Source organism: Lutispora sp. QWL-02 (genome assembly GCF_058315355.1).
In genome coordinates, this window is sequence record NZ_CM177762.1 from 2,062,642 (window position 1) to 2,082,670 (window position 20,029).

A 20,029-nucleotide genomic window follows, 5' to 3' on the forward strand; every position below is an offset into this window, starting at 1 on the left:
GCCTTTGAGCAAAGATTATTTATATATTGCAAAGTCACTAAACTGAAACTTGAAAGAGCGAGGTAATCATGAAAAAGAAAGAGATAGCAACACAAGACGATTTGTTAAAAGTCTTAGATTTATTAGATAATACGAGAATCCGTTACTGGTTGGACGGTGGTTGGGGCGTTGATGTACTGGCTGGTAAACAAACAAGAGAACACCGTGATATAGATATAGATTTCGATTCTCAATATACAGATGAACTACTACGTGTTTTGAAAGAAAATGGATATGAAGTAGTTGTAGATTGGAGCCCTGTTCGAGTAGAACTGTATCATTCACAGTTAAGTTATGTAGATATCCATCCATTCGTTCTTAATAATGATGGCACAGCAAAACAAGCCGATTTGGAAGGCGGCTGGTATGAGTTTGAAGCTGACATTTTTGGAAGTGCTGTTTTTAACGGGAGGAGTGTACCATGCATATCAGCTAAGGGGCAAAAGTTGTTTCATACTGGTTATGAACTGCGTGAAGTTGATAAACATGATATGGACATCATAGAAAAATTATCCCATTGCAAAGAGTAGAAAAATTATCAAATTCCAGGTTGTTGAGATTATGACATAACTAAAAGCTGCTAAATTCCAATTTATTTTTATTTAATTAAATATATAGATTCCTGAAAATTTGCGGGAGTATTTTCTAACGAAGATACCCCCGCTTTTTTTATGCCCTTTTTTAGGGACTCATACTAAAACGAATGGAGGAAATCAAAATGGCAAACGAAACAATGCGTATCTTTTTCCCTCTGAAGATTTTCAGCTACCCTCAGTATGACTGCTCGGAGGATGAGCGGGAGGATATCTCGTCCAGGGATGCGGTGGCATATGAGGATCAAATCCTCGCTGCCATAGCAAAGGAGAACCGGCACTTTGAAAATGACCGAGGTCTTGCCGAGTACATTCACGACGAAGCTCTTAAAGAAAAGGTGCATAGTCTCTACCCGATAGTGGAGGTTGTTGATGGCGAGCTGTGGGGAGTCATGACTGCAGGACTGAAGGAGACTCTCACCGGAGAAGAAACCGCTGCGCTTATGGACTATGTGTGTGGTCAGAACTCTGATGGTTATGGGGAAGGATTCGAGCAGCGTCCCATCAAAACGCCGGATGGAGAAATCTATGTCAGCTTTTGGGACAGCGAAAATTACTCCATGAAGCTGGAGCATGAGATGAAAAACAGCTCGCCTGATGCTGGATACGGCGGTCCGGTGATGGGATGAAGAAAAAGTAAATGGACAAATAGCGCTCCTCGGTTTCTGTTGAAGCTGACGGGTGCTTTTTTGTCACAGCTTATGCTGTGAGCTATATAAGTAAATATAAGAACGAGAAGGCGCTATCTTTACAAAAAAGGCAGCGCCTTTTTTGTTTTTCCGAGAAAGGAGCTGAACCATGAAGCATGATGTAACGCCAGAAGAAAAAGCAGGTGCCGGAGAAACTGGTCCTCCTGCAAAGTATTCACTGACTCTGCCTGAAGATACCGCCCGCTGCGTTGGCTGCCCTTATCCTGGCGTCGGCTTTATCTGCTGGAGTCCTGACGGCTCCTGCATGAGAACCGACGTTGATAAATTCAGCTGCCGGAGCAAAGGGAGGTGATGTATTGAACAGCATTATCAGTTGGGTAGGCGGCAAAAAGGCTCTGCGGGATATGATTTATCAGCGAATGCCGAAGGAATTCGGACGGTACGTTGAGGTATTCGGCGGCGGAGGCTGGGTGCTGTTCGGACGGCCTCCGGATACCGCCATGGAGGTCTATAACGATTTCAATTCCGACCTTGCAAATCTGTTCCGCTGCGTCCGCGACCGTCCCTTTGCTCTGCTTAAGGAGCTGAATTTCTTTCCGCTGAACGGGCGTGATGAATTCAATGTCTTAAAAAAATATCTGGAGAAGGAGGAATTCACAAACGAATACCTGCGGGAGGAACTGGACATCGCACAGAGGGTTCTCAGTGAGCCGCAGTTTAATGAAATCAAAATGATCCTTCTCGAAAACGCTCAGATGAACGAAGTCAAACGCGCCGCTGCATTCTACCGTCTCATCCGCTTAAGCTATGGAAGCGGCTGCACTAGCTATGGCTGCCAGCCCTTCGATATCAGGAAAACCTTTCACCTTCTCTGGCAGGGTAGCCGAAGGCTTAAGGATACGGTCATTGAGAACAAGGACTTTGAAGCTTTGATCAAGCAGTACGACCGTGAAAATGCCTTCATCTACTGTGACCCGCCATATTATCAGACAGAGGGACACTACGAGGTTGTATTCAGAAAAGAGGATCACTACCGCTTGCGGGATACCTTGGCGTCCTGCCAGGGCAAATGGCTAGTCAGCTACAACGACTGCGAATTCATCCGTGAGCTGTACAAGGACTTTAATATTGAAGCGGTCAGTCGTATTAATAACCTTGCCCAGCGATATGACAACGGCTGCGAATATGCTGAAGTCCTGATCTCCAACTACGACACCGGCGAAAGGCTGAGGGACATGCCGACTCAGCTTGGGCTTTTTGACCTCGCCGGGGTATACGGCATGGAATAACACTAACCAAATTTATCAGGAGGTTCAACTTTATGAAACTATTTAAAATGGTTGCGGTGGTGGACAAGCATGGCCGCATAACCCTGCAGACAGCAATGCTTGATGCCGCAGGTCTCAAGCCCGGCGATGAGATCTGTGTCACCCTTGCAGTGAATCATGAGGAAGCTGAAAATTCCTGTCCGCAGCTTGTCGTCACTCACCACGTCACAGAAGCTGCTGAGCAGACGTGTGACTGTGAGGGAGATGATGTGGAAGTTACCCTGACTCTTCCCGATTTGCTTCTGGAAGCTGCGGAGATTCCGGAAGAAAGCGTTCTGGAAATTACATGCGTGCCCGGCGCTATTGTCATAAAGGCGTCGGATATTCTGGACAACCTTCCGGAGGAGCTCCGTGAGTTTTTTGATGATACTGGCATCAGCCCCGACACGGTTCGGGAGGTTATGAGAAAGGAGGGTTACTTCGTATGAGAGCAAAGCCCATTTACAAAATCCTTGACGAAAAAGGTCGCGTCCTGATTCCAAAGGCGCTCCGCACCGCTGCTGAAATGGAGCATGGCGACATTGTGAGACTTGGTGTCCAGAAGGGCGTTGTCACCGCTAAAAAGGTTGACCTCATTGAAATCGGCGACCAGTCGCCGGAGGCAGTAGAGGCGTTCGTCCGTGCCGCCATCCGTGATATGCCGGAGGATACGCTTATATCCATAGCGGCAAGGCTGTTGGATATCATCGAAAAAAGAAAGGAGCCGATCTGAGTTGACTGAGAAAGAATTATTTACACAGGAGGACTGCATACAAACCGGATACGGTATGCCAATAGGCGGCAAGGTCATTGTCCTCAGTCCCTCAACGCTTTCGGAGGAATTCCACAGCGCCAAGCATCAGCTGTACTTCTGTACTGGAGGCTTCGGCAGCAATCCAAATCCCAGCGGCAGGTCAGTCTTCGCCGTTTCCCTTGCGGACGGAGAGCAGGTTCGGTGGAACCGGAGTGACATACTCGGTATCGCCAAGCCGGAAATCCTTACCGACCATGCCCGTCTCCAGCTATCACAAATCCGTCCGGCTGGAGCCTTGGATCTGAAAAGTCATGAGCCGCAGTACAGTGGCTATTGTTTTTTGCCGGACGGCAGATATACCTCCGGCGTGTGGCTGTGCAGCATCAAGGAGGTGCAGGACTATATTGAAATGCAGAAGGACTACCAGCACAGGGTTATGATCTGTGACAGGGATGACTTCTGTGTATTTGAAATGCTTGACGGAAAGGTTGTCCACCCATTGCCGGAAGCCTTGCAGAAGGAACAGCAGGAGCAGAGTGGTATGGAGCTGAAGCTATGAAACAAATAAGGACTTGAGGCCGGAATCACAGATTGCTGATTCCGGCTTTTTCATTGTCAAAATCAAAAAGAAAGGATTGAGAAAACCCATGAAAAAGAAAGGAAAACTCATCGGCATAATTGCCATCGTTCTCCTTTTCCTGGTGTGTAGCGGAATCTATACGGCGTACCGCCTGCATCCGGAAAACTTCGTCCGTCAGGACGAAATCATCACACGCGGCGAGTACGCAGCCATGATGGCGAAGGATATGCAGTTGGATATCACAAATGCGGAAAAAGACCCGCCCAGCTTCTCCGACATCGACGGTCACTGGTCGGAGAAATACATCGAGGCGTTGATCGACACCGGTATCATCGACCCTGTCGATTACTCTGACGGCTTCCGTCCGGACGATCCCATCACTCGTGCAGAGATTGTCAAGATGCTCGTGAGAGCGGAGGGCAAGGACGAGGAAGCAAAAAACACTCAGGGGCACAGCGGTTATGATGACCAGGCAGACATCAAGGATGAGGACAAGGGATATGTCATCATTGGCCGCGAGGATGGAATCATCGGAGATACGGAGGATAATAAAATCCATCCTAATGATCCGGTTACCAAGGGCGACGCCGAGGATCTGATCGAGAAGGTCACTCCGAATCCGACAGAACCGACGCCAACCGCTCCATCACAGACTCCGGACACAACAACGCCGAGTCCGACACCTGGAGTTACCGAGCAGCCGACGCCTACCCCGACAAATCCGGATACGGACAAGCCCACTCCGATTCCCTCTCCAACTCCCACGCCGAGTAATTCGGGCGGCGGTTCTGGAGGCGGCTCATATTATCCGCCTGCGCAGGTGCGCTTTGAGCTTCCCGAAACTGCTCATACAGACAGCGAAATACAGGTGATGCCGGTGTGGAAGTACATGAAAAGCTATACCTGGACGATTACCAAAACTGCTGTTGATGGTTCACTGCAGCCTGTGGAGCTGGAGGACGCCGTCAACGGCAGTCTTGGCTTAGAGGGCGGTACCATCCATTTCAAGGAGGATGGACAGTACACGCTGACCGCAATAGCCAAGAACGCCAGAGGAAAAGAAACCGTGCTGTCCAAGCAGGTCACGGTGTATCCGGTTATCGACCTGATCTTTGACCTGCCGGAAAGCACCCATACGGACAAATCGGTCACGCTTGCTTTCCCTCTGGAAAAGCTCTACGGCCATGATATCGTCTGGACGGCGACTAAAGACGGAGAAGCCGCCCAGCTTGCTGACATTCTGGGTGGCGAGCTTGGAAACGAAGGCGGCACCTTCGTGTTCAGGAACAAGGGTGAATATACACTCACAGCGTACATCGCGGATGCTGCCGGCCGTGTCTTCACCCACACAGAGGCAACTAAGGTCTACCCTGTGGCCGAAATATCCTTCGATCTCCCGTCAGCTTCTCACACGGATACCGCCTTCGACGTCTCGACTGTGCTGACGGAAGCGGACGGACTGACAGTCAACTGGAGCCTCATCAAAAACAGCGAGGCGGTCACCCTCGCCGATGCAGTCGATTGCGTACTGACCAACGATGGCGGAAATATCCGCTTCAAGGACAAGGGCGTGTATATGCTCACCGGAACGCTCACGGATGAAACCGGCAGAACCGTTGAGGCAACCGATACCGTCACAGTCTATCCTGTGGGCTCTATCGGCTTTTATGTACCGGAAATCACACATACCGACAAAACAGTCCATGTGGAAACTCGCTTTGAGAACCTCGGCGATGCCACGATTCAGTGGTCGCTGACCAGGGACGGAGAAGCTGTTGACCTTGCGGACGCGCTACAGGGTGAGTTGACCAACGACGGCGGCTACATTCGCTTCATAAATAAAGGCGAGTATGTTCTGAAAGCCTCTTTTACCGATCCGGCAGGCAGAAACTACAGCTACATTGCGCCGGTCAAGGTTTACCCTGTTCTCAGCAGCACATATACCTTGCCAGAAACCGCCCACACCGACACCATCGTCAACGTGGTTCCGGAAACCTCGGAGCTTGGCAGCCTGAAAGTGGAATGGCTGTTGGAGAACGGCTTCGGATTCCAGGATTTTGGGACTTATGTCAGCGGGACGCTGGATAACAATGGAGGCTCCATCCGCTTCAAACACGCAGGGACCTATGAACTGATCGCCCGAATCACCGATGAAACCGGACGGGTGTACCTGTTCGAGAAAGGCGGTAGGATCGAAGTCCTGCCTGTACTGAACATTTCCTTTGAACTTCCCGAATCGACCCACACTGACCGTACCATCGACCTGAGAACCCGCGGCAACAACAATGTGCTGCCGGTGGAGTGGGCGCTTACTAAGGACGGTGAGCCGGTTGAGCTTTCCGATGTTCTGGATGGAACGCTGAACGCCTACGGTGGCAAAATACGCTTTACACAGGTCGGGGATTACGCCCTTACTGCCTCCATGACGGACGCGCTGGGCAGAGTGTTCTCCTACAGTGCGTCCACCTCGGTCTATCCGATCCCGTCAATTTCACTCAGCGCCCCGCAGGTCTGGTACGCTGGGGAAGCCGGAACAGTCAGCGTCAGCGGCACGGATCTGGAGAACCTCACCGCAGACTGGACGGTCATAAAGGATGACGGCGGCGCTGAGCCGTATTCAAATTACGCATCCGGCGCGCTCACAAAAGCAGGCGGCACAATTACATTCCGCGCAAAGGGACAGTATATGCTGACCCTTACGATGACTGACCCCACCGGCCGCACCTTCATCCGAAGCCAGCGCTTTACCGTCTATCCGATTCCGTCAATGACACTAAGTATCCCGCAGACCTGGCATGCTGGGGAAGCTGGAACAGTTGGCGTCAGTGGAACTGAATTGGGAAATCTAACGGCAAGCTGGACAGTTAAGCAGAATGCTGGCGATACGAAACCCTATTATGCTTACGCTTCCGGCGATCTGACCCAGGTTGGGGGCACGATTACCTTCCCAACAAAAGGACAGTATGAATTGATTCTCACGATGACGGATGTAAACGGTCGTACCTTCACCAAAAGCCGTAGCTTTACCGTCTATCCCATTCCGTCAATTACGCTCAGCAGCATACAGCCATGGTACGTTTGGGAAGCCGGAACGATCAGCGTCAGCGGCACGGATTTGGAGAATCTCACCGCAGCATGGACGATTCGTCAAGGCGGCGACGCAAAACCATATTCAACCTATGCCACCGGAGAGCTTGATAAAGAGGGCGGTACGATAACCTTCCCGTTAAAGGGGCAATACGAGTTGACCCTCATTCTGACGGACGCAACTGGCCGCGCCTTTACCAGGAGCCAGAGCTTCACGGTTTATCCCATCCCGCAGATGACCCTCGGACTCACGGCGCTCAGCTACAGCGGCGATTCCATTGCTGTCACCGCCTCTGGCTCAGAGCTTAACGGAACGAGCATCAATTGGCTTATCTCTGTGGATGGCGGTCAGGCCAAGCCCTATACCCAATACGCCACAGGCTCTGTCGGAAAGGGCGGCGGAAGCCTTACCATCAGCACGGACAAAACTATCGCGGTGAAGCTGATTGCCGAAGTAACGGATGTAAACGGCAGAAAATTCACCTACACATCCAATACGGCGACTGTGAAGCCAATAGCCAGCTTTCCGTTCACCGTACCGTCCTCAGTCCACATCGGCGGCAATATAAACGTATCCCTGCCGACAACGTCCGGGCTGGAGGGCAGAAACCTCTCGTGGTCGCTGACCAAGGATGGTACTCCGGCATCCTATTCCGGAATCCTCTCAAACAACGGCGGGACCATTACCATTAACGCGCCCGGCAGCTATGTCCTGACCGCCAGCACAATCGACAGCACGGGCAGAATCTTCACCTATTCGCAGAGTATTACTATAACCAATTCTGCGCCGAACAAGCCGACAGGCAGTGCCTCTGTCACCAGAATAGCGCTGAACGGCAAGCTGAAGGTTAACATTTCAGCCTACGCCACCGACCCGGACGGCGACTCCGTGACGCTGGAATACTCCGGTAACACGGCGGACAGCTACTATCCCGTTGGAACTCACACCGTCTACGTCAGAGCAAAGGACGCATGGGGGCTGTATTCCGACTGGACAGCTATCACCTTCACGGTGACAAACTCCGCACCCACAACTCCTGTGATTAACCGTAATCCTGACGGAAACAGCATCGCTCCCGGCGTACCGATTACCATAACAGCCTCAAGCTCCGATGCTGACGGCGACGCTATCACCTATGTATGGGAAGGCCGTCCGGCTCAGACCAGCAGCGATTATCCGCTTGGCAAGAATGTGGTGCGTGTGAAGGCTGTGGATTCCACCGGAGCCGAATCGCCCTGGGCGGCAATCGTGTTCTTTATCGCCGACCCCAACAGAGGCGGCGGCATGACGCTGACCGGACCTGAATCGGTTATTCTGGAACAGGGTATCGCAGGCGCCACCATCACCAACTACACCTTTACAGTGCCTCCCGTTTCAGGTCACAGCGGCAACGACTTCGGGCGTGTGCGCGGATATAACGTGCTGACCGGGCAGTGGGATCAGCTGGACTACGGAACGACCACCAACGGCATCACCTTTAGCCGCAGCCTGCCGCCCGGCATTTACAGCCAACTGGAGTTCTACTACTACACCAACCACGACTGCATGTACAACAAGAGCAACATCACTTATTCCGTCACCTTCTATTTTGAGTAACACGGCAATTTCAACCGGGAAAGGAGGCTTTCATGAACGGTATTCAGATCAAAAACAACCGTATTTTATACTACGGCAACACAGCCGGATATATCGACAAGGACAAGGCCATGGTAGATCCCATGTTTGAAAACGACGAACTCAAGTCCTATCTTTCAAACACCAGGGGATTTGATATTGAGTGGACGCCCGGCACCTATGAACGACTGGCGGAGGGAAAACTCTGTCCGGAAGGAAACGCACAGCCCCTGAAGAAATGCCGTGTCTGGCAGCTTAAGCCCGATGTCGACCCCATGATGAAATTCATCGGATACGACGAGCTGCTGGAGCATTTCGGGGAGCCGGACTCGAATAATTACCGGATGGTCTACGACGGCGAGGTAGCCACCAACAATCTGGAGGCGCTGTATGCCAAATTAAACATTACCCATCCGCCCGGCTACGAGGGGCATAGCCTGTCGATGTCGGACGTTGTCGAGCTATATGACGCTTCCGGCAGCAGCTTTCACTATGTAGACCGCTTCGGCTTTAAGGAGATATCCTTCCAACCGCCGGAGCAGGAACTCTACCAGGGCCCGACAATGAACATGTAACCCATCACCCGCAGCCGGAAGGCTGTTTTTTTAATCCCCAAAATCTATAAAGGAGGAAGCACAAATGCCTAAAGCACAGAAAGTGGCCAACAATGCGCAGGAAGCTGCGCAGACCGCCGTCGAGCAGCCCATTCCCATGAAGGTGGACGTCAAAATCGGCTCCATCCGTCCGGAGGGCAGCGTCCGCGCCTATGCGTCCGTCAACCTCAACGACTGCTTCGCTATCCGGAATGTGAAGGTCATGGACAGCACCAAGGGACTATTCGTCGCCATGCCGAGCTATAAGGCGGGAAGTGGCGAGTATAAGGACATCTGCTTTCCTGTAACCAAGGAATTCAGGGAACAGCTGAACAACGCAGTCATCGACGCATACAAGCAGGCTCTCACGCAGAGCCAGCAGCAGAAGGCGGCGGATTCGCCCCCCTTTGAGCAGCAGGAACAAGGCTCCGGCATACAGATGGCGGGACTTTAAGCCCCGCCTTTATTTTTCAGCACCACAAACAACCATAAACTAAAAAAATTTGGAGGTAAATCACAATGAAAAAGCTCGTAAAAAGACTCATCTGCAAAGTAAACGACATGGTCACTAGGATGACCTTCAAAGCCACGGAAATGTTCATCAAGTCTCGTACCATCCTCTGCTCCCAGCGCGGGGAAGGTTTCGTGGACACAGCCATCAAAATTCTGATGGCTGTTGTAATTGGCGCCCTCGTACTCGGCGGTCTCTATGCCCTGTTCGGCGAAACTGTCCTGCCGACGCTCAAACAGCGTATCCAGGATATGTTCAACTATGGGGGCTAATCTGGACGCTTTGTCCCATCTGACGCCGCTTCTGCAGGGCGGCTTTTTTGCTGCCCTGCTCCTGGCGGCCTCGGTCTCCGATATCCGAAGGAAAATCATACCCGACAGCATCTGCCTTGGAATCGCCTTGACCGGTCTGCTCACCTTTGAACCGGTGAAGCTGGCTGGCATTCTTGCCGCCGCGCTCTTTTTAATTACCGCTCTGTTTTTTGGCGGTCTGGACGGGGGAGATATCAAGCTCATGGCGGCGGCAGGGCTGGTGCTTGGCTTCAAAAGCATGGCGGCTACAGTCATAGGCTTAACTGCACTGCTGGTATTCCATGCAGGCAACACTATAATCCAAAAGCTGCGCGGGAGGACTGCTCAAAAGGCATATCCTCTCGCGCCTTTTCTTTCCCTCGGCTGCCTCGCAGCCTACTTCATATTTTAAGGAGGAACACCCTATGAGCTTTCTAAAAAACCGCACAGTGCTGGGAGTTATCTGCATTGTGCTTTCTTTACTCATCTGTTTTGCTCTCACGCCACTGTTCAATCAGAGCGTATCGCAGAAAACGACTGTCATTCGTGTGGTGAAGGATATAAAAACAGGCGACGCTATCACTAAAGATATGATCCAGACCGTGGAGGTCGGTGGTTACAATCTGCCGGAGGACGTGATCAAGCAGCAGGACAGCGCACTTGGCAAACATGCCGTGGCGGATTTATCCCCCGGCGACTATATCCTCACAGCTAAGCTGTCGGACACTCCGGCGTCGGAGAACGCCTACCTGTACAATCTGAACGGTGACAAGCAGGCCATATCCGTCAGCATCAAAAACTTTGCCGGAGGCTTGTCCGGCAAGCTGATTTCCGGCGATATTGTGTCGGTCATCGCGCCCGACTATAAAAAGCAGGGCTTGACCGTAATACCTCCGGAGCTGACGTATGTGGAGGTCATTGGCGTGACGGCCAGCACGGGCTACGACACCGACACCGACGAGCAGAGCGAGGATGGGGACGAAAAGCAGCTCCCCGCCACCGTCACTCTGCTGGTCTCGCCGGAGCAGGCCAAAATCCTCGCGATGCTGGAAGCGGACGGCAAGCTCCATCTGTCCCTTGTTTACAGAGGCTCCAAGGAGAGCGCCGCTAAATTCATCGAACTGCAGGACAAGGTGATTGATGCCCTGTACCCGAAGCCAGCGACACAGGCGTCTTCACAGACCGGGCAACCGCCCGTTCAGGGAACGCCTACCTCTTCGCCAGCTCAGGCTATGCCTGAAAATCCCGTACAGGAAACCGGAGGTGAATAAGATGCTCAATTTCATGAAAGGGAGCATCTTCTCCCGCAAGCAGGCTGAGCCTGTGCCGGAGGAACCGGCTCAGGACGTGCAGGTACTGACGGTTTGGGGCAGTCCCGGCAGCGGTAAGACCACGGTGAGTGTTCGCCTCGCAAAGTATCTTGCGGACCAAAAAAAGAATGTGGTCTTAGTGCTGTGCGACATGACCACGCCCATGCTGCCCTGTATATGTCCGCCCGGCGATCTGGAATGTGAGCGCTCCCTCGGCAGTATCCTCGCCGCCACTCATGTGACGGATCTGCTCATCAAGCAAAACTGCGTTACCCATAAGAAGCTGGACTACCTAACCATTATCGGCATGCTCAAGGGTGAGAATGTGTTCACCTACCCGCCATATTCCCAGGAGCTTGCGGCAGAGCTGATCGACCATCTGCGGGACATTGCGCCGTATATCATCATCGACTGCGGCAGCGCCATCGCCCACGATATCCTGTCGGCGGTTTCGCTGCTGGAGGCTGATTCTGTTCTCCGGCTGATAAACTGCGACCTGAAATCCGTCAGCTACCTGTCCAGCCAGCTCACGCTCCTGAAAGATCAAAAATGGGACGCCGACAAGCAGTATAAGGTGGCTTCAAATATAAAGACCAATCAGGCCGGAGAGCATATAGAATCGGTCTTGGGCAATGTCGCCTTCAAGCTTCCCCATTCGGACGAGCTGGAAAATCTGGCTCTTGCAGGGAATCTGCTGGGAGAGCTGACGCTCAAAGACAGCCGCAGCTTCCGTAAGGAAATCGCCCGGCTCGCAAAGGAGGTGTTCGGCGTATGAGTAGAAAGAATCGCAGAAAATCTATGAATATCCCTCCGCTGACAACCGACAGGCCGCACAGCGCCACCATGACAGGCAATCAAGGCCTGTTTTTTTCATCCGAGGGAGCCGCCAGGGATTTCAACTCTGTGTTACATGAGGTACAGGAGTACATCTCCAGCAAATACGCCGCGCTGATCACTGACGGCGGTACGGAGGAATTTAAGGTGCAGATAAAGCGGTACATCACCAAATATGTTCAGGATTACCGCATTGCAGTTAGCGGCATGACGCAGGAGCAGCTGGTGGACGCCCTGTATACCGAGATGGCTGAGTTTTCGTTCCTGACAAAATACATTTTCGGCGCTGGGATTGAGGAAATTGACATCAACGCCTGGAACGACATCGAGGTGCAGTACAGCAACGGAAGCACCAAAAAGCTGGACGAACACTTTGATAGCCCCGAACACGCCATCAACGTGGTACGCCGTATGCTCCATGTGTCTGGCATGGTGCTGGACAACGCCAGCCCCGCAATTTTGGGACATCTCACCAAAAACATCCGTATCGCCGTACTGAAAACTCCGCTTGTGGACGAGGACGTGGGGGTAGCGGCCTCCATCCGTATCGTGAATCCTCAATCCATGAAAAGAGAGGACTTTATCCGTGGCGGTACCGCTACCGGATCGATGCTGGACTTTCTGTCGGAGTGCCTCAGATACGGCATTTCTGTCTGTGTGGCAGGCGCCACCAGCTCTGGCAAGACCACGTTGGCAGGATGGCTTCTGACCACCATTCCGGACAGCAAGAGAATATTTACCATTGAAAACGGCTCCCGTGAGCTGGCACTGGTACGCCAGAAGGATGGCAAAGTGTGCAACAGCGTCATTCATACGCTGACCCGCATGAGTGAAAACGACAAGCAGAACATAGATCAGGACATCATGCTGGACATGGCTCTCCGCTTTAACCCTGAGATCATCTGCGTGGGCGAGATGCGCGGACCGGAGGCCTATGCCGCACAGGAGTCGGCCAGAACCGGACACACAGTGCTGACCACCATCCACTCCAACAGCTGCGAAGCCACCTGGCGCCGTATGGTCACCCTCTGTAAAAGAAAATATGACATGGCGGACAACACGCTCATGGATTTGGTGACAGAGGCGTTCCCCATCGTGGTCTTTTCCAAGCAGTTGGAGAACAAACAGAGAAGGCTGATGGAGATCATGGAGTGCGAAATCCTGCCGGACGGTTCCCGAAACTTCCGAAGCCTGTTTCAGTTCCAAATCACAGAGAACCGAGTGGAGGACGGCAAATTCATTATAAACGGCTACCACAGCGCACTGCAGGGAATCTCCCCAAGCCTTCAAAAGCGGTTTTTGGAAAACGGAATGCCGCAGGATACCCTGAAGCAAATCCTTACGGCAGGAGGTGCTGAATGATGATAACAATCCTGTTAATTGCCTGTGCCGGTTTTATCACCGGCACTTTTCTTTTGCTCGGACTATCTCCGCTGGAGTTTACCAACGGGCTGTTCGGGTTTCTGACCCGTAAAAACAAGAGCATCAAGGCGGAGATCAACGAAACCGCCCGGCGCAAAAAGCTATCCTTCCTCCGCAGAGAAATCACCGAGGTGCAGGAGATACTCGCCATCACCGGACGAAGCTCCCTCTTTTCCATAATCTGTGCGACGTCGCTGGTGTTCCTCGCAATAGGCGCCAGCATTGCCATCCTTATCGGCAACGTATTCCTCGTGCCAGTGATGGCGGTAGGGATGATGTTCAGCCCTTTTTGGTACATCAGGCTGACAGCCACGCATTACAAAAAGAACATCGCTGCAGAGTTGGAAACGGCTCTGTCCATCATAACCACGGCATACCTGCGAAGCGAGGATATTCTGACTGCGGTGGAGGAAAGCATCCAATACCTCAATCCTCCTGTGCGGAGCGTATTCGCCGGATTTCAGACACAGGTGAAGCTCATCGATCCCGATCTGGACAAGGCGCTCCACAGCATGAAGCCCAAAATCGACAACGAGGTATTCCATGAGTGGTGCGACGCCATCGCCGCCTGTCAGCATGACCGCAGCCTCAAGACAACGCTGACTCCGATTGTCAGCAAGCTCTCAGACATGCGCATTGTGAACGCCGAGCTGGAATACCTGGTGTTTGAACCCCGAAAGGAATTCATCATCATGGCTCTGATGGTGGTCGGCAATGTGCCAATCATGTATTTTCTCAACAAGGACTGGTACCACACCCTGATGCACACGGCGGTGGGGCAAATCATCCTCGCGGTATGCGCTGCGGCGATATTTATCTCTACGGCCTTTGTTATCAGGCTGACCAAACCCATCGAGTACAGGAGGTGACGAAAAGAATGACACAACTGTTTTTTACTGGAATACTCCTTGCCGCAGGCCTGTATTTCATTCTGGCGAGTCTCCTGAAGCTGCCGACCATGGACACGGCTAAAGCCATGCTGAACGCGGGAAGGAAGAACAAAAAGGCGGCTAAAACGCTGGAGGCATGGCTCATGTCGGGAGCGGTTAAGCTCTCAAAACATATCCGGATGGACGAGTACAAACGCAGCCGTATGGCAAACGTCCTGAAAGCGGCTGGCATCAGCATGACGCCAGAGGTTTATTCGGCTTATGCCATCACAAAAGCCGGTGCCATCCTGCTGGGCGTGATCCCATGCCTGCTCGTTCTCCCGTTGCTCTCGCCGGTGCTGGTCATTATCGCCGTCCTGACATATTTCAAGGAAACCCGTAAGGCCGACGAGCAGCTCAAGGAAAAGCGTGAGCAGATCGAGGGCGAGCTGCCGAGGTTTGTTTCTACCATTGAGCAGACCTTAAAGGCCAGCCGCGACGTGCTGGCGATGATAGAGAACTATAAGAAAAACGCCGGTCACGCCTTTGCCGGTGAAATGGATGTGCTGACCGCAGATATGCGCTCATCCTCTTATGAGGCGGCGCTGACCCGGTTCGAGGCAAGGCTCAATTCGCCTATGCTCTCCGACGTGGTCAGAGGACTCATCGGCGTACTACGCGGCGATGACAGTGCCGTGTACTTTCAGATGCTGGCTCATGATTTCAAGGCTCTGGAGCTTCAGCGGCTCAAAGGCCAGGCGCAGAAGATCCCCCCAAAGATCAGGGTGTTCTCGTTTATCATGCTGATGTGCTTTCTCTTGACATATCTTGTCATCATCGCCATGGAGATACTCAACTCCCTTGGCACAATGTTTTAGAAGGAGGTGCGACATGAAGCAAAAAGAAATCAAAGCAGAGCTTACGGAAAAGCTTGAGGCAAACTATATCACCTTCATGCGGCAGTGGCTGAAGCTGGAGCCGATTCAGCTCATTGAAAAGGCGGAGGAAATCGCCGCCACCAAGCTGGTATTTGAGGAAATGAAGGACGGCGGGTACAGTACGGATTATCTGGAATACCTGCTGCGCTTTAAAAACCCACTGGAGGTGGTGCGGGATAAATGGATTGAGGAAAACGGCTCTGAAATGGTGCATTATGATGACATGAACCACGCTCTCTGGTCAATTGTCGATAAGCAGGACGCCGAGCAGGACTACGAGCTTGACGAGGCATTCCTGCAGCCCGGACAGGGGGTGCGGATGTGCTGAAGCTGTTAAGGAGCAAACGCGGCGAGGGGTATATCGACGTGGCGGTGCTGGTGTTGTGCGTGATGCTGGTCATCGCCTTGGCAGTAAGCGTCCTGCCGGTGTTCGTTACAAAAAACAAGCTGGATACCTACGCTGCGGAGCTCTGCCGGGAGGCGGAGATCGCCGGGCGCGTCGGCAGTGAAACCACCCTGCGGGCACAGGTTCTCACCGAAAAAACCGGGCTTGCACCGAATGTCTCGTGGTCGAAAACCGGAAGGCTCCAGCTTAACGAGGAATTCACTGTGACCGTAACAATACAGACTGACATCGGCATCTTCGGAGGATTCGGGAGCTTCCCTATTACCCTAAAGGCGCAGGCCAGCGGAAAAAGCGAGGTGTATTGGAAATGACAGCTGGAAAAATATGTGGTATACTTAGAAGCAAAAGAGGGACGTCCTTTCCTCTCGTTGTAGCCGTTACGCTGGCGCTTGTAATTGTCTTCTGCGGCATTTCCGAATATATACGGCTGATGATTGTCGCCCAGGGTGTTCGGGATGCCGTTCAATCCGCTGTTATATCGACAATCAATGACAATTACGATGATGTGTATCATGGAGTGCGGGAGGGCTATAGCGGGGCTTATCAGCCCGGCGCTTCTGACTTTGAGGAAAGCCTGAACTATGGAAAAATGTACGGCAGGCTGGACCAACTGCTGGGACTCAGGAAGGAAAACGGCTATCATGTAAAGTATGCCGGGGATGACGTGGAGTTACGGCTGTCGGGTCTCTCAGTTGACCTTGACAACATGCCTCTGGCACCTTCAAATCCTGACAATTCGACAGGTTTACTGGCCGACGCGGTCATCAGATTGGAGGTTCCGGTATCCTTTGGCGGGGAAACCCTGCCACCCATGGTGATTAATCTCAGGGTGCAGGCCAAATATATGCCGATATTTTAGCTGTTTTCGGATTGGTCATAGACTTCCGGAAGCTTTTGTAGTATGGTGTGTCATTGAAAAGACAGATCAACACTTAACACAAAGGAGGTATCCTAAATGAAACTGACAGACAAAGCAAAAAAGCGCCTTGCCCTTGCCGGACTTGGCGTGATCTGCATAGTCCTTGTGATAGCAATAGCCTCACAGTTTAAGCCGGAGGCTCCCAAGGAGGTATCCATCCAACCTTCAAGCACGGTGTCTGATGAGGTAAACCCCACTGAGGTAATCCCTTCGCCGTCGGAGGAGGTAAACGTCCCGCCCATCAATCCGGCTGAGACTTCCGCCCAGCCTGCGGGCATCGGAGATTCAACCGGCACCGAGCAGAGCATACAGGCGGAGGTTACCAAGCCCACCGAACCGCCGCAGGAGGTAAAGACCGAACCGTCTAAAACACCGGACGGTGAGAAAGTAGACACGGTTACCCCTGTGGAGCATGATAATGTAACAAAGCCGGAGAATCCTCCATCGACTGAAACACCTAAGTCCGGTGATAAGAAAGATGGCAAAATATATGTCCCCGGCTTCGGATGGATTGGAGATAACGACGGCGGAGTACAGCAAAATGATGTTGGCTCCGATGGTGATATTAATAAACAAGTCGGAAACATGGACTAAAGAACAATTAACACATAAGGCAGAAAGCACCGAAGCTTCGGTGCTTTTTGCTTTTCATGGAGGTATTGTATGAAACGACGTCTCAGCATTTTTCTTGTGTTGGTTCTGCTGCTCTCCATGCTTTTGCCTGTTACAGCCTATGCCGAAGGTGAAGGCAACATAGACAACGGTGGCGGCGGAATGGGCAGCGGAAGCAACGAAAATTACTGGAATGGCGGTGATGAAGGAGTAAGGATTACGGTGGTTCGAGCCAGCGACAGATTACCTGTAACCACACCCGTAGACTTCTCAAATAGAACACCTTCTGTTACCGTTCATTTCGGAAAAGTATCAAAATTATCATATACGGCAGGCAGAGCTTTGTCGCCTTTTACGACAACGTATGTCTGCGAAAAGCCGGATATTGCTATTCCGATAATAATTAGCACCGGAAGCGGACAGGTAAGCATCGAACAAATAAAGCAATACTTCTGTTCTGAGTATATGGTCATGACCATTGCTCAGGTTACCGGAATGGACTACGATGTTTTAACCAACGGTGAATATAAGCTCATGTTGGAACCCATTGCTTACATGACCTTTCAAGGAATAAAAATGGCGATGACAGCAACCGAAGCAGCGCTCTATGACCAGCAGTTAAACGGCGGTTTGCGGAGCAAGATGGTGTCCCTCAGTCATAAGAACCTACCGTTGGCGATGTTCCTTGAAATACCTGATCTCGGCTACCCGGCATGGGATGGCTCTACGACCACGGCCGCTTCAGATGCGGACATTATCTCATCCCTCGGCCTTGGCATTGTACGCTTCAACGAAGCGGAGCCGGAGCCTCCGGAGGTAACATCAGCCGATTATGAGTACAGGGTAAATACCGAGGTTATTACATCGGTGACTGTTCGGGGAGGCCAGGCTGATCCTGATCATCCTGTAACGGTAAGGTTCACAATCGGCGGCCAGACCTATACGGTAAGCAATGTGTATTATCCGGAGGGCGACAGTCAGCTGGTGTGGGTTCGCTGGAGGACTCCAGCAGTTCAGCAGACGATGACAATCCATGTGTCGGTGTCGGGCGGAGGCTTGGCAAGTCAGGGAACCATCGTAGCAAGGATCGTGGATCTCTCTGGAAACGATCCGCCCAATCCGGTGGCTGACGACCGGAACGACACCTTTTCCGCAGCCGCTATACCCAACAAAGCACAGAAAACCTCTGCCTCATGGGGTGTATGGCGACCGTGGTGGCATGCCTATTGGGTATGGCACGGAACTGATGAGGACGGCTATTGGTGCGATCACGGATGGTGGGAGTTCGACTGGCTCTCATACTCCGCCTGCCTTTCAGCCTCCATGAATGTCGTGCCGGACGCTAAAGCCCCAACCGCATCCGGAAAAAACATGAAAAGCGGGTACGGAATCAATCAGACGGTAACCGCCAATGTCAGCACCAATCAATCCTCGGCGGTAACCGACGCGCAGACAGCCGTCACATATTTCCCCGAATTCCGGTACGAAACATACTGGCGGCAGCTGGAGCGCACACAGGCCGGATACGGCTCCAAATTCGAGTTTAAGTCCAACAAATACTCGACCTATAAGCGTCGGACACACTTCTCTCCCATATGGTTCCCAGATGGAAGCTATACGCCTTACACCTGTCTCATTGACTGCTGGACTCCGGCCGGTATGCTTTCTATGAATCTCACCGACTCGGTGACAATCGGGGGAAGCCTTTGGGATGACTGGCACATTGCACCGGTAAAACCGTAATCAACAGAAAAAGAAACACGACCGCAGGGCAAGGGCTTTGCGGTCTTTTTCTATGCAAAAAATTAGAAAAGAAAGGTGGTAATCCTAATGAAACTCAAACGAATCCTGCCTGTTCTCCTCGTGGTTTTGCTGCTGGGCTTTGCGTTCTGCACGACTGCATATGCCGCGCCCACAGGCGATGTGGCCGGAGCAATCGAAAACACCTGGAACGATGCCTCCGGTCAGATCAAGACCGTGGTTAACAAGGTGGTATTCCCCGCAATCGACCTGATTCTGGCGGTGTTTTTCTTCGCCAAGCTCGGCACAGCCTACTTTGACTACCGAAAACACGGACAGTTTGAATGGGCGGCGCCCGCCATCCTGTTCGCCTGCCTCGTGTTTACCTTGACCGCGCCGCTATACATCTGGCAGATACTCGGGATGTAGGAGGTAAGAAAAGATGAACTACTTTGAACAGGAGCTTCGTAAGCTGTTCGGAAATGACGCTGCTATCTCTGATAAAAGGTTTGTCGGCAGGGCTTTCTTCGGAAAGCTCACCGACAGCCTTCGTGTGAGAATCGAATTTGTCACGACGGGTACGGCGGACCATTACGAAGCGCTCAAGGCAACCGTCATCAACCGAAACGACGGACCGGTGGACTCTGTAACGCTGCGATTTTCCGACCTGCTTGGAAAGAAAGCGGTCAGCAACCCGAATTTCAAAAATGGCATCACCCCATATATATGGAAGTATGGGGAGGAAATCAATTGGTATGTCTACAAGCCGAATAAAGCTGACTATAATCAGATATCCGAGTCCATCAACAATTACCTTGACGTATTTAGAGAGCCGTTGCAGGAGATGGAGCAGTCCGGCCACAGCGAAAATGGCCTGACAATGCGGGGCATATAAGCACATATTTCGGGAGCTTGTGTAAAAAACAGGCTCCCATATTTTTTTATCCGGAAAGGAGGTGA

24 protein-coding genes are annotated in these 20,029 nt (G+C 52.0%); all 24 read left to right on the forward strand.

Annotated features, from left to right (window positions below; translation table 11 throughout):
• The first annotated feature begins 68 nt into the window (after window positions 1-68).
• Window positions 69-569: a nucleotidyltransferase domain-containing protein gene (locus tag AC4HCY_RS09540; RefSeq protein ID WP_491095917.1), complete on the forward strand. Its 501-nt coding sequence runs from the start codon at window positions 69-71 to the stop codon at window positions 567-569.
• A gap of 188 nt (window positions 570-757) precedes the next feature.
• A complete protein-coding gene (locus AC4HCY_RS09545) occupies window positions 758-1,261 on the forward strand; it encodes a hypothetical protein (RefSeq protein WP_491095918.1) in 504 nt (167 codons plus the stop codon).
• A gap of 169 nt (window positions 1,262-1,430) precedes the next feature.
• Window positions 1,431-1,634, forward strand: coding sequence for a hypothetical protein (locus tag AC4HCY_RS09550; protein ID WP_491095919.1), 204 nt, complete (start codon window positions 1,431-1,433; stop codon window positions 1,632-1,634).
• A gap of 4 nt (window positions 1,635-1,638) precedes the next feature.
• Window positions 1,639-2,571, forward strand: a complete 933-nt coding sequence (locus AC4HCY_RS09555; protein ID WP_491095920.1) for a DNA adenine methylase — start codon at window positions 1,639-1,641, stop codon at window positions 2,569-2,571.
• A gap of 32 nt (window positions 2,572-2,603) precedes the next feature.
• On the forward strand, window positions 2,604-3,038 hold the full coding sequence (locus AC4HCY_RS09560) for a hypothetical protein (RefSeq protein WP_491095921.1): 435 nt from the start codon (window positions 2,604-2,606) through the stop codon (window positions 3,036-3,038).
• Window positions 3,035-3,322, forward strand: coding sequence for an AbrB family transcriptional regulator (locus tag AC4HCY_RS09565; protein WP_491095922.1), 288 nt, complete (start codon window positions 3,035-3,037; stop codon window positions 3,320-3,322). Before AC4HCY_RS09560 ends, AC4HCY_RS09565 begins: the two co-directional genes overlap by 4 nt.
• A gap of 1 nt (window position 3,323) precedes the next feature.
• Window positions 3,324-3,902, forward strand: a complete 579-nt coding sequence (locus AC4HCY_RS09570; protein WP_491095923.1) for a hypothetical protein — start codon at window positions 3,324-3,326, stop codon at window positions 3,900-3,902.
• Window positions 3,903-3,990: 88 nt separating this feature from the next.
• On the forward strand, window positions 3,991-8,607 hold the full coding sequence (locus AC4HCY_RS09575) for an S-layer homology domain-containing protein (RefSeq protein WP_491095924.1): 4,617 nt from the start codon (window positions 3,991-3,993) through the stop codon (window positions 8,605-8,607).
• Between the two features lie 32 nt (window positions 8,608-8,639).
• The gene (locus AC4HCY_RS09580; protein ID WP_491095925.1) at window positions 8,640-9,200 is read left to right on the forward strand and encodes a YodL domain-containing protein; all 561 of its coding nucleotides are present in this window, start codon (window positions 8,640-8,642) and stop codon (window positions 9,198-9,200) included.
• A gap of 64 nt (window positions 9,201-9,264) precedes the next feature.
• Entirely contained in the window at window positions 9,265-9,672 is a 408-nt protein-coding gene (locus tag AC4HCY_RS09585) for a SpoVG family protein (RefSeq protein WP_491095926.1), read from the forward strand.
• Between the two features lie 119 nt (window positions 9,673-9,791).
• The gene (locus AC4HCY_RS09590) at window positions 9,792-10,001 is read left to right on the forward strand and encodes a DUF6133 family protein (RefSeq protein ID WP_491096103.1); all 210 of its coding nucleotides are present in this window, start codon (window positions 9,792-9,794) and stop codon (window positions 9,999-10,001) included.
• The gene (locus AC4HCY_RS09595; protein WP_491095927.1) at window positions 9,991-10,431 is read left to right on the forward strand and encodes a prepilin peptidase; all 441 of its coding nucleotides are present in this window, start codon (window positions 9,991-9,993) and stop codon (window positions 10,429-10,431) included. The genes AC4HCY_RS09590 and AC4HCY_RS09595 overlap by 11 nt, the downstream gene beginning before the upstream one ends.
• Window positions 10,432-10,444: 13 nt before the next feature.
• The gene (gene cpaB / locus AC4HCY_RS09600) at window positions 10,445-11,290 is read left to right on the forward strand and encodes a Flp pilus assembly protein CpaB (RefSeq protein WP_491095928.1); all 846 of its coding nucleotides are present in this window, start codon (window positions 10,445-10,447) and stop codon (window positions 11,288-11,290) included.
• A gap of 1 nt (window position 11,291) precedes the next feature.
• Window positions 11,292-12,104, forward strand: a complete 813-nt coding sequence (locus AC4HCY_RS09605; protein WP_491095929.1) for an AAA family ATPase — start codon at window positions 11,292-11,294, stop codon at window positions 12,102-12,104.
• On the forward strand, window positions 12,101-13,525 hold the full coding sequence (locus tag AC4HCY_RS09610; protein WP_491095930.1) for a type II/IV secretion system ATPase subunit: 1,425 nt from the start codon (window positions 12,101-12,103) through the stop codon (window positions 13,523-13,525). The genes AC4HCY_RS09605 and AC4HCY_RS09610 overlap by 4 nt, the downstream gene beginning before the upstream one ends.
• Window positions 13,525-14,454, forward strand: a complete 930-nt coding sequence (locus tag AC4HCY_RS09615) for a type II secretion system F family protein (protein WP_491096104.1) — start codon at window positions 13,525-13,527, stop codon at window positions 14,452-14,454. The genes AC4HCY_RS09610 and AC4HCY_RS09615 overlap by 1 nt, the downstream gene beginning before the upstream one ends.
• Window positions 14,455-14,462: 8 nt before the next feature.
• On the forward strand, window positions 14,463-15,332 hold the full coding sequence (locus tag AC4HCY_RS09620; protein WP_491095931.1) for a secretion protein F: 870 nt from the start codon (window positions 14,463-14,465) through the stop codon (window positions 15,330-15,332).
• Between the two features lie 13 nt (window positions 15,333-15,345).
• The gene (locus tag AC4HCY_RS09625) at window positions 15,346-15,720 is read left to right on the forward strand and encodes a DUF3848 domain-containing protein (RefSeq protein ID WP_491095932.1); all 375 of its coding nucleotides are present in this window, start codon (window positions 15,346-15,348) and stop codon (window positions 15,718-15,720) included.
• Window positions 15,714-16,109 (forward strand): DUF4320 family protein, encoded by a 396-nt coding sequence (locus AC4HCY_RS09630; RefSeq protein WP_491095933.1) that lies wholly within the window; start codon window positions 15,714-15,716, stop codon window positions 16,107-16,109. The genes AC4HCY_RS09625 and AC4HCY_RS09630 overlap by 7 nt, the downstream gene beginning before the upstream one ends.
• Window positions 16,106-16,657 (forward strand): hypothetical protein, encoded by a 552-nt coding sequence (locus AC4HCY_RS09635; RefSeq protein WP_491095934.1) that lies wholly within the window; start codon window positions 16,106-16,108, stop codon window positions 16,655-16,657. The genes AC4HCY_RS09630 and AC4HCY_RS09635 overlap by 4 nt, the downstream gene beginning before the upstream one ends.
• Window positions 16,658-16,753: 96 nt before the next feature.
• Window positions 16,754-17,311, forward strand: a complete 558-nt coding sequence (locus AC4HCY_RS09640; protein ID WP_491095935.1) for a DUF6550 family protein — start codon at window positions 16,754-16,756, stop codon at window positions 17,309-17,311.
• A 69-nt stretch (window positions 17,312-17,380) separates the two neighbouring features.
• Window positions 17,381-19,072 carry a DUF8193 domain-containing protein gene (locus AC4HCY_RS09645; RefSeq protein WP_491095936.1) on the forward strand — a complete coding sequence of 564 codons (1,692 nt, stop codon included), beginning with the start codon at window positions 17,381-17,383 and terminating at the stop codon, window positions 19,070-19,072.
• Between the two features lie 87 nt (window positions 19,073-19,159).
• On the forward strand, window positions 19,160-19,498 hold the full coding sequence (locus AC4HCY_RS09650) for a DUF3852 domain-containing protein (protein ID WP_491095937.1): 339 nt from the start codon (window positions 19,160-19,162) through the stop codon (window positions 19,496-19,498).
• A gap of 13 nt (window positions 19,499-19,511) precedes the next feature.
• A complete protein-coding gene (locus AC4HCY_RS09655; RefSeq protein WP_491095938.1) occupies window positions 19,512-19,964 on the forward strand; it encodes a hypothetical protein in 453 nt (150 codons plus the stop codon).
• Window positions 19,965-20,029 lie beyond the last annotated feature (65 nt).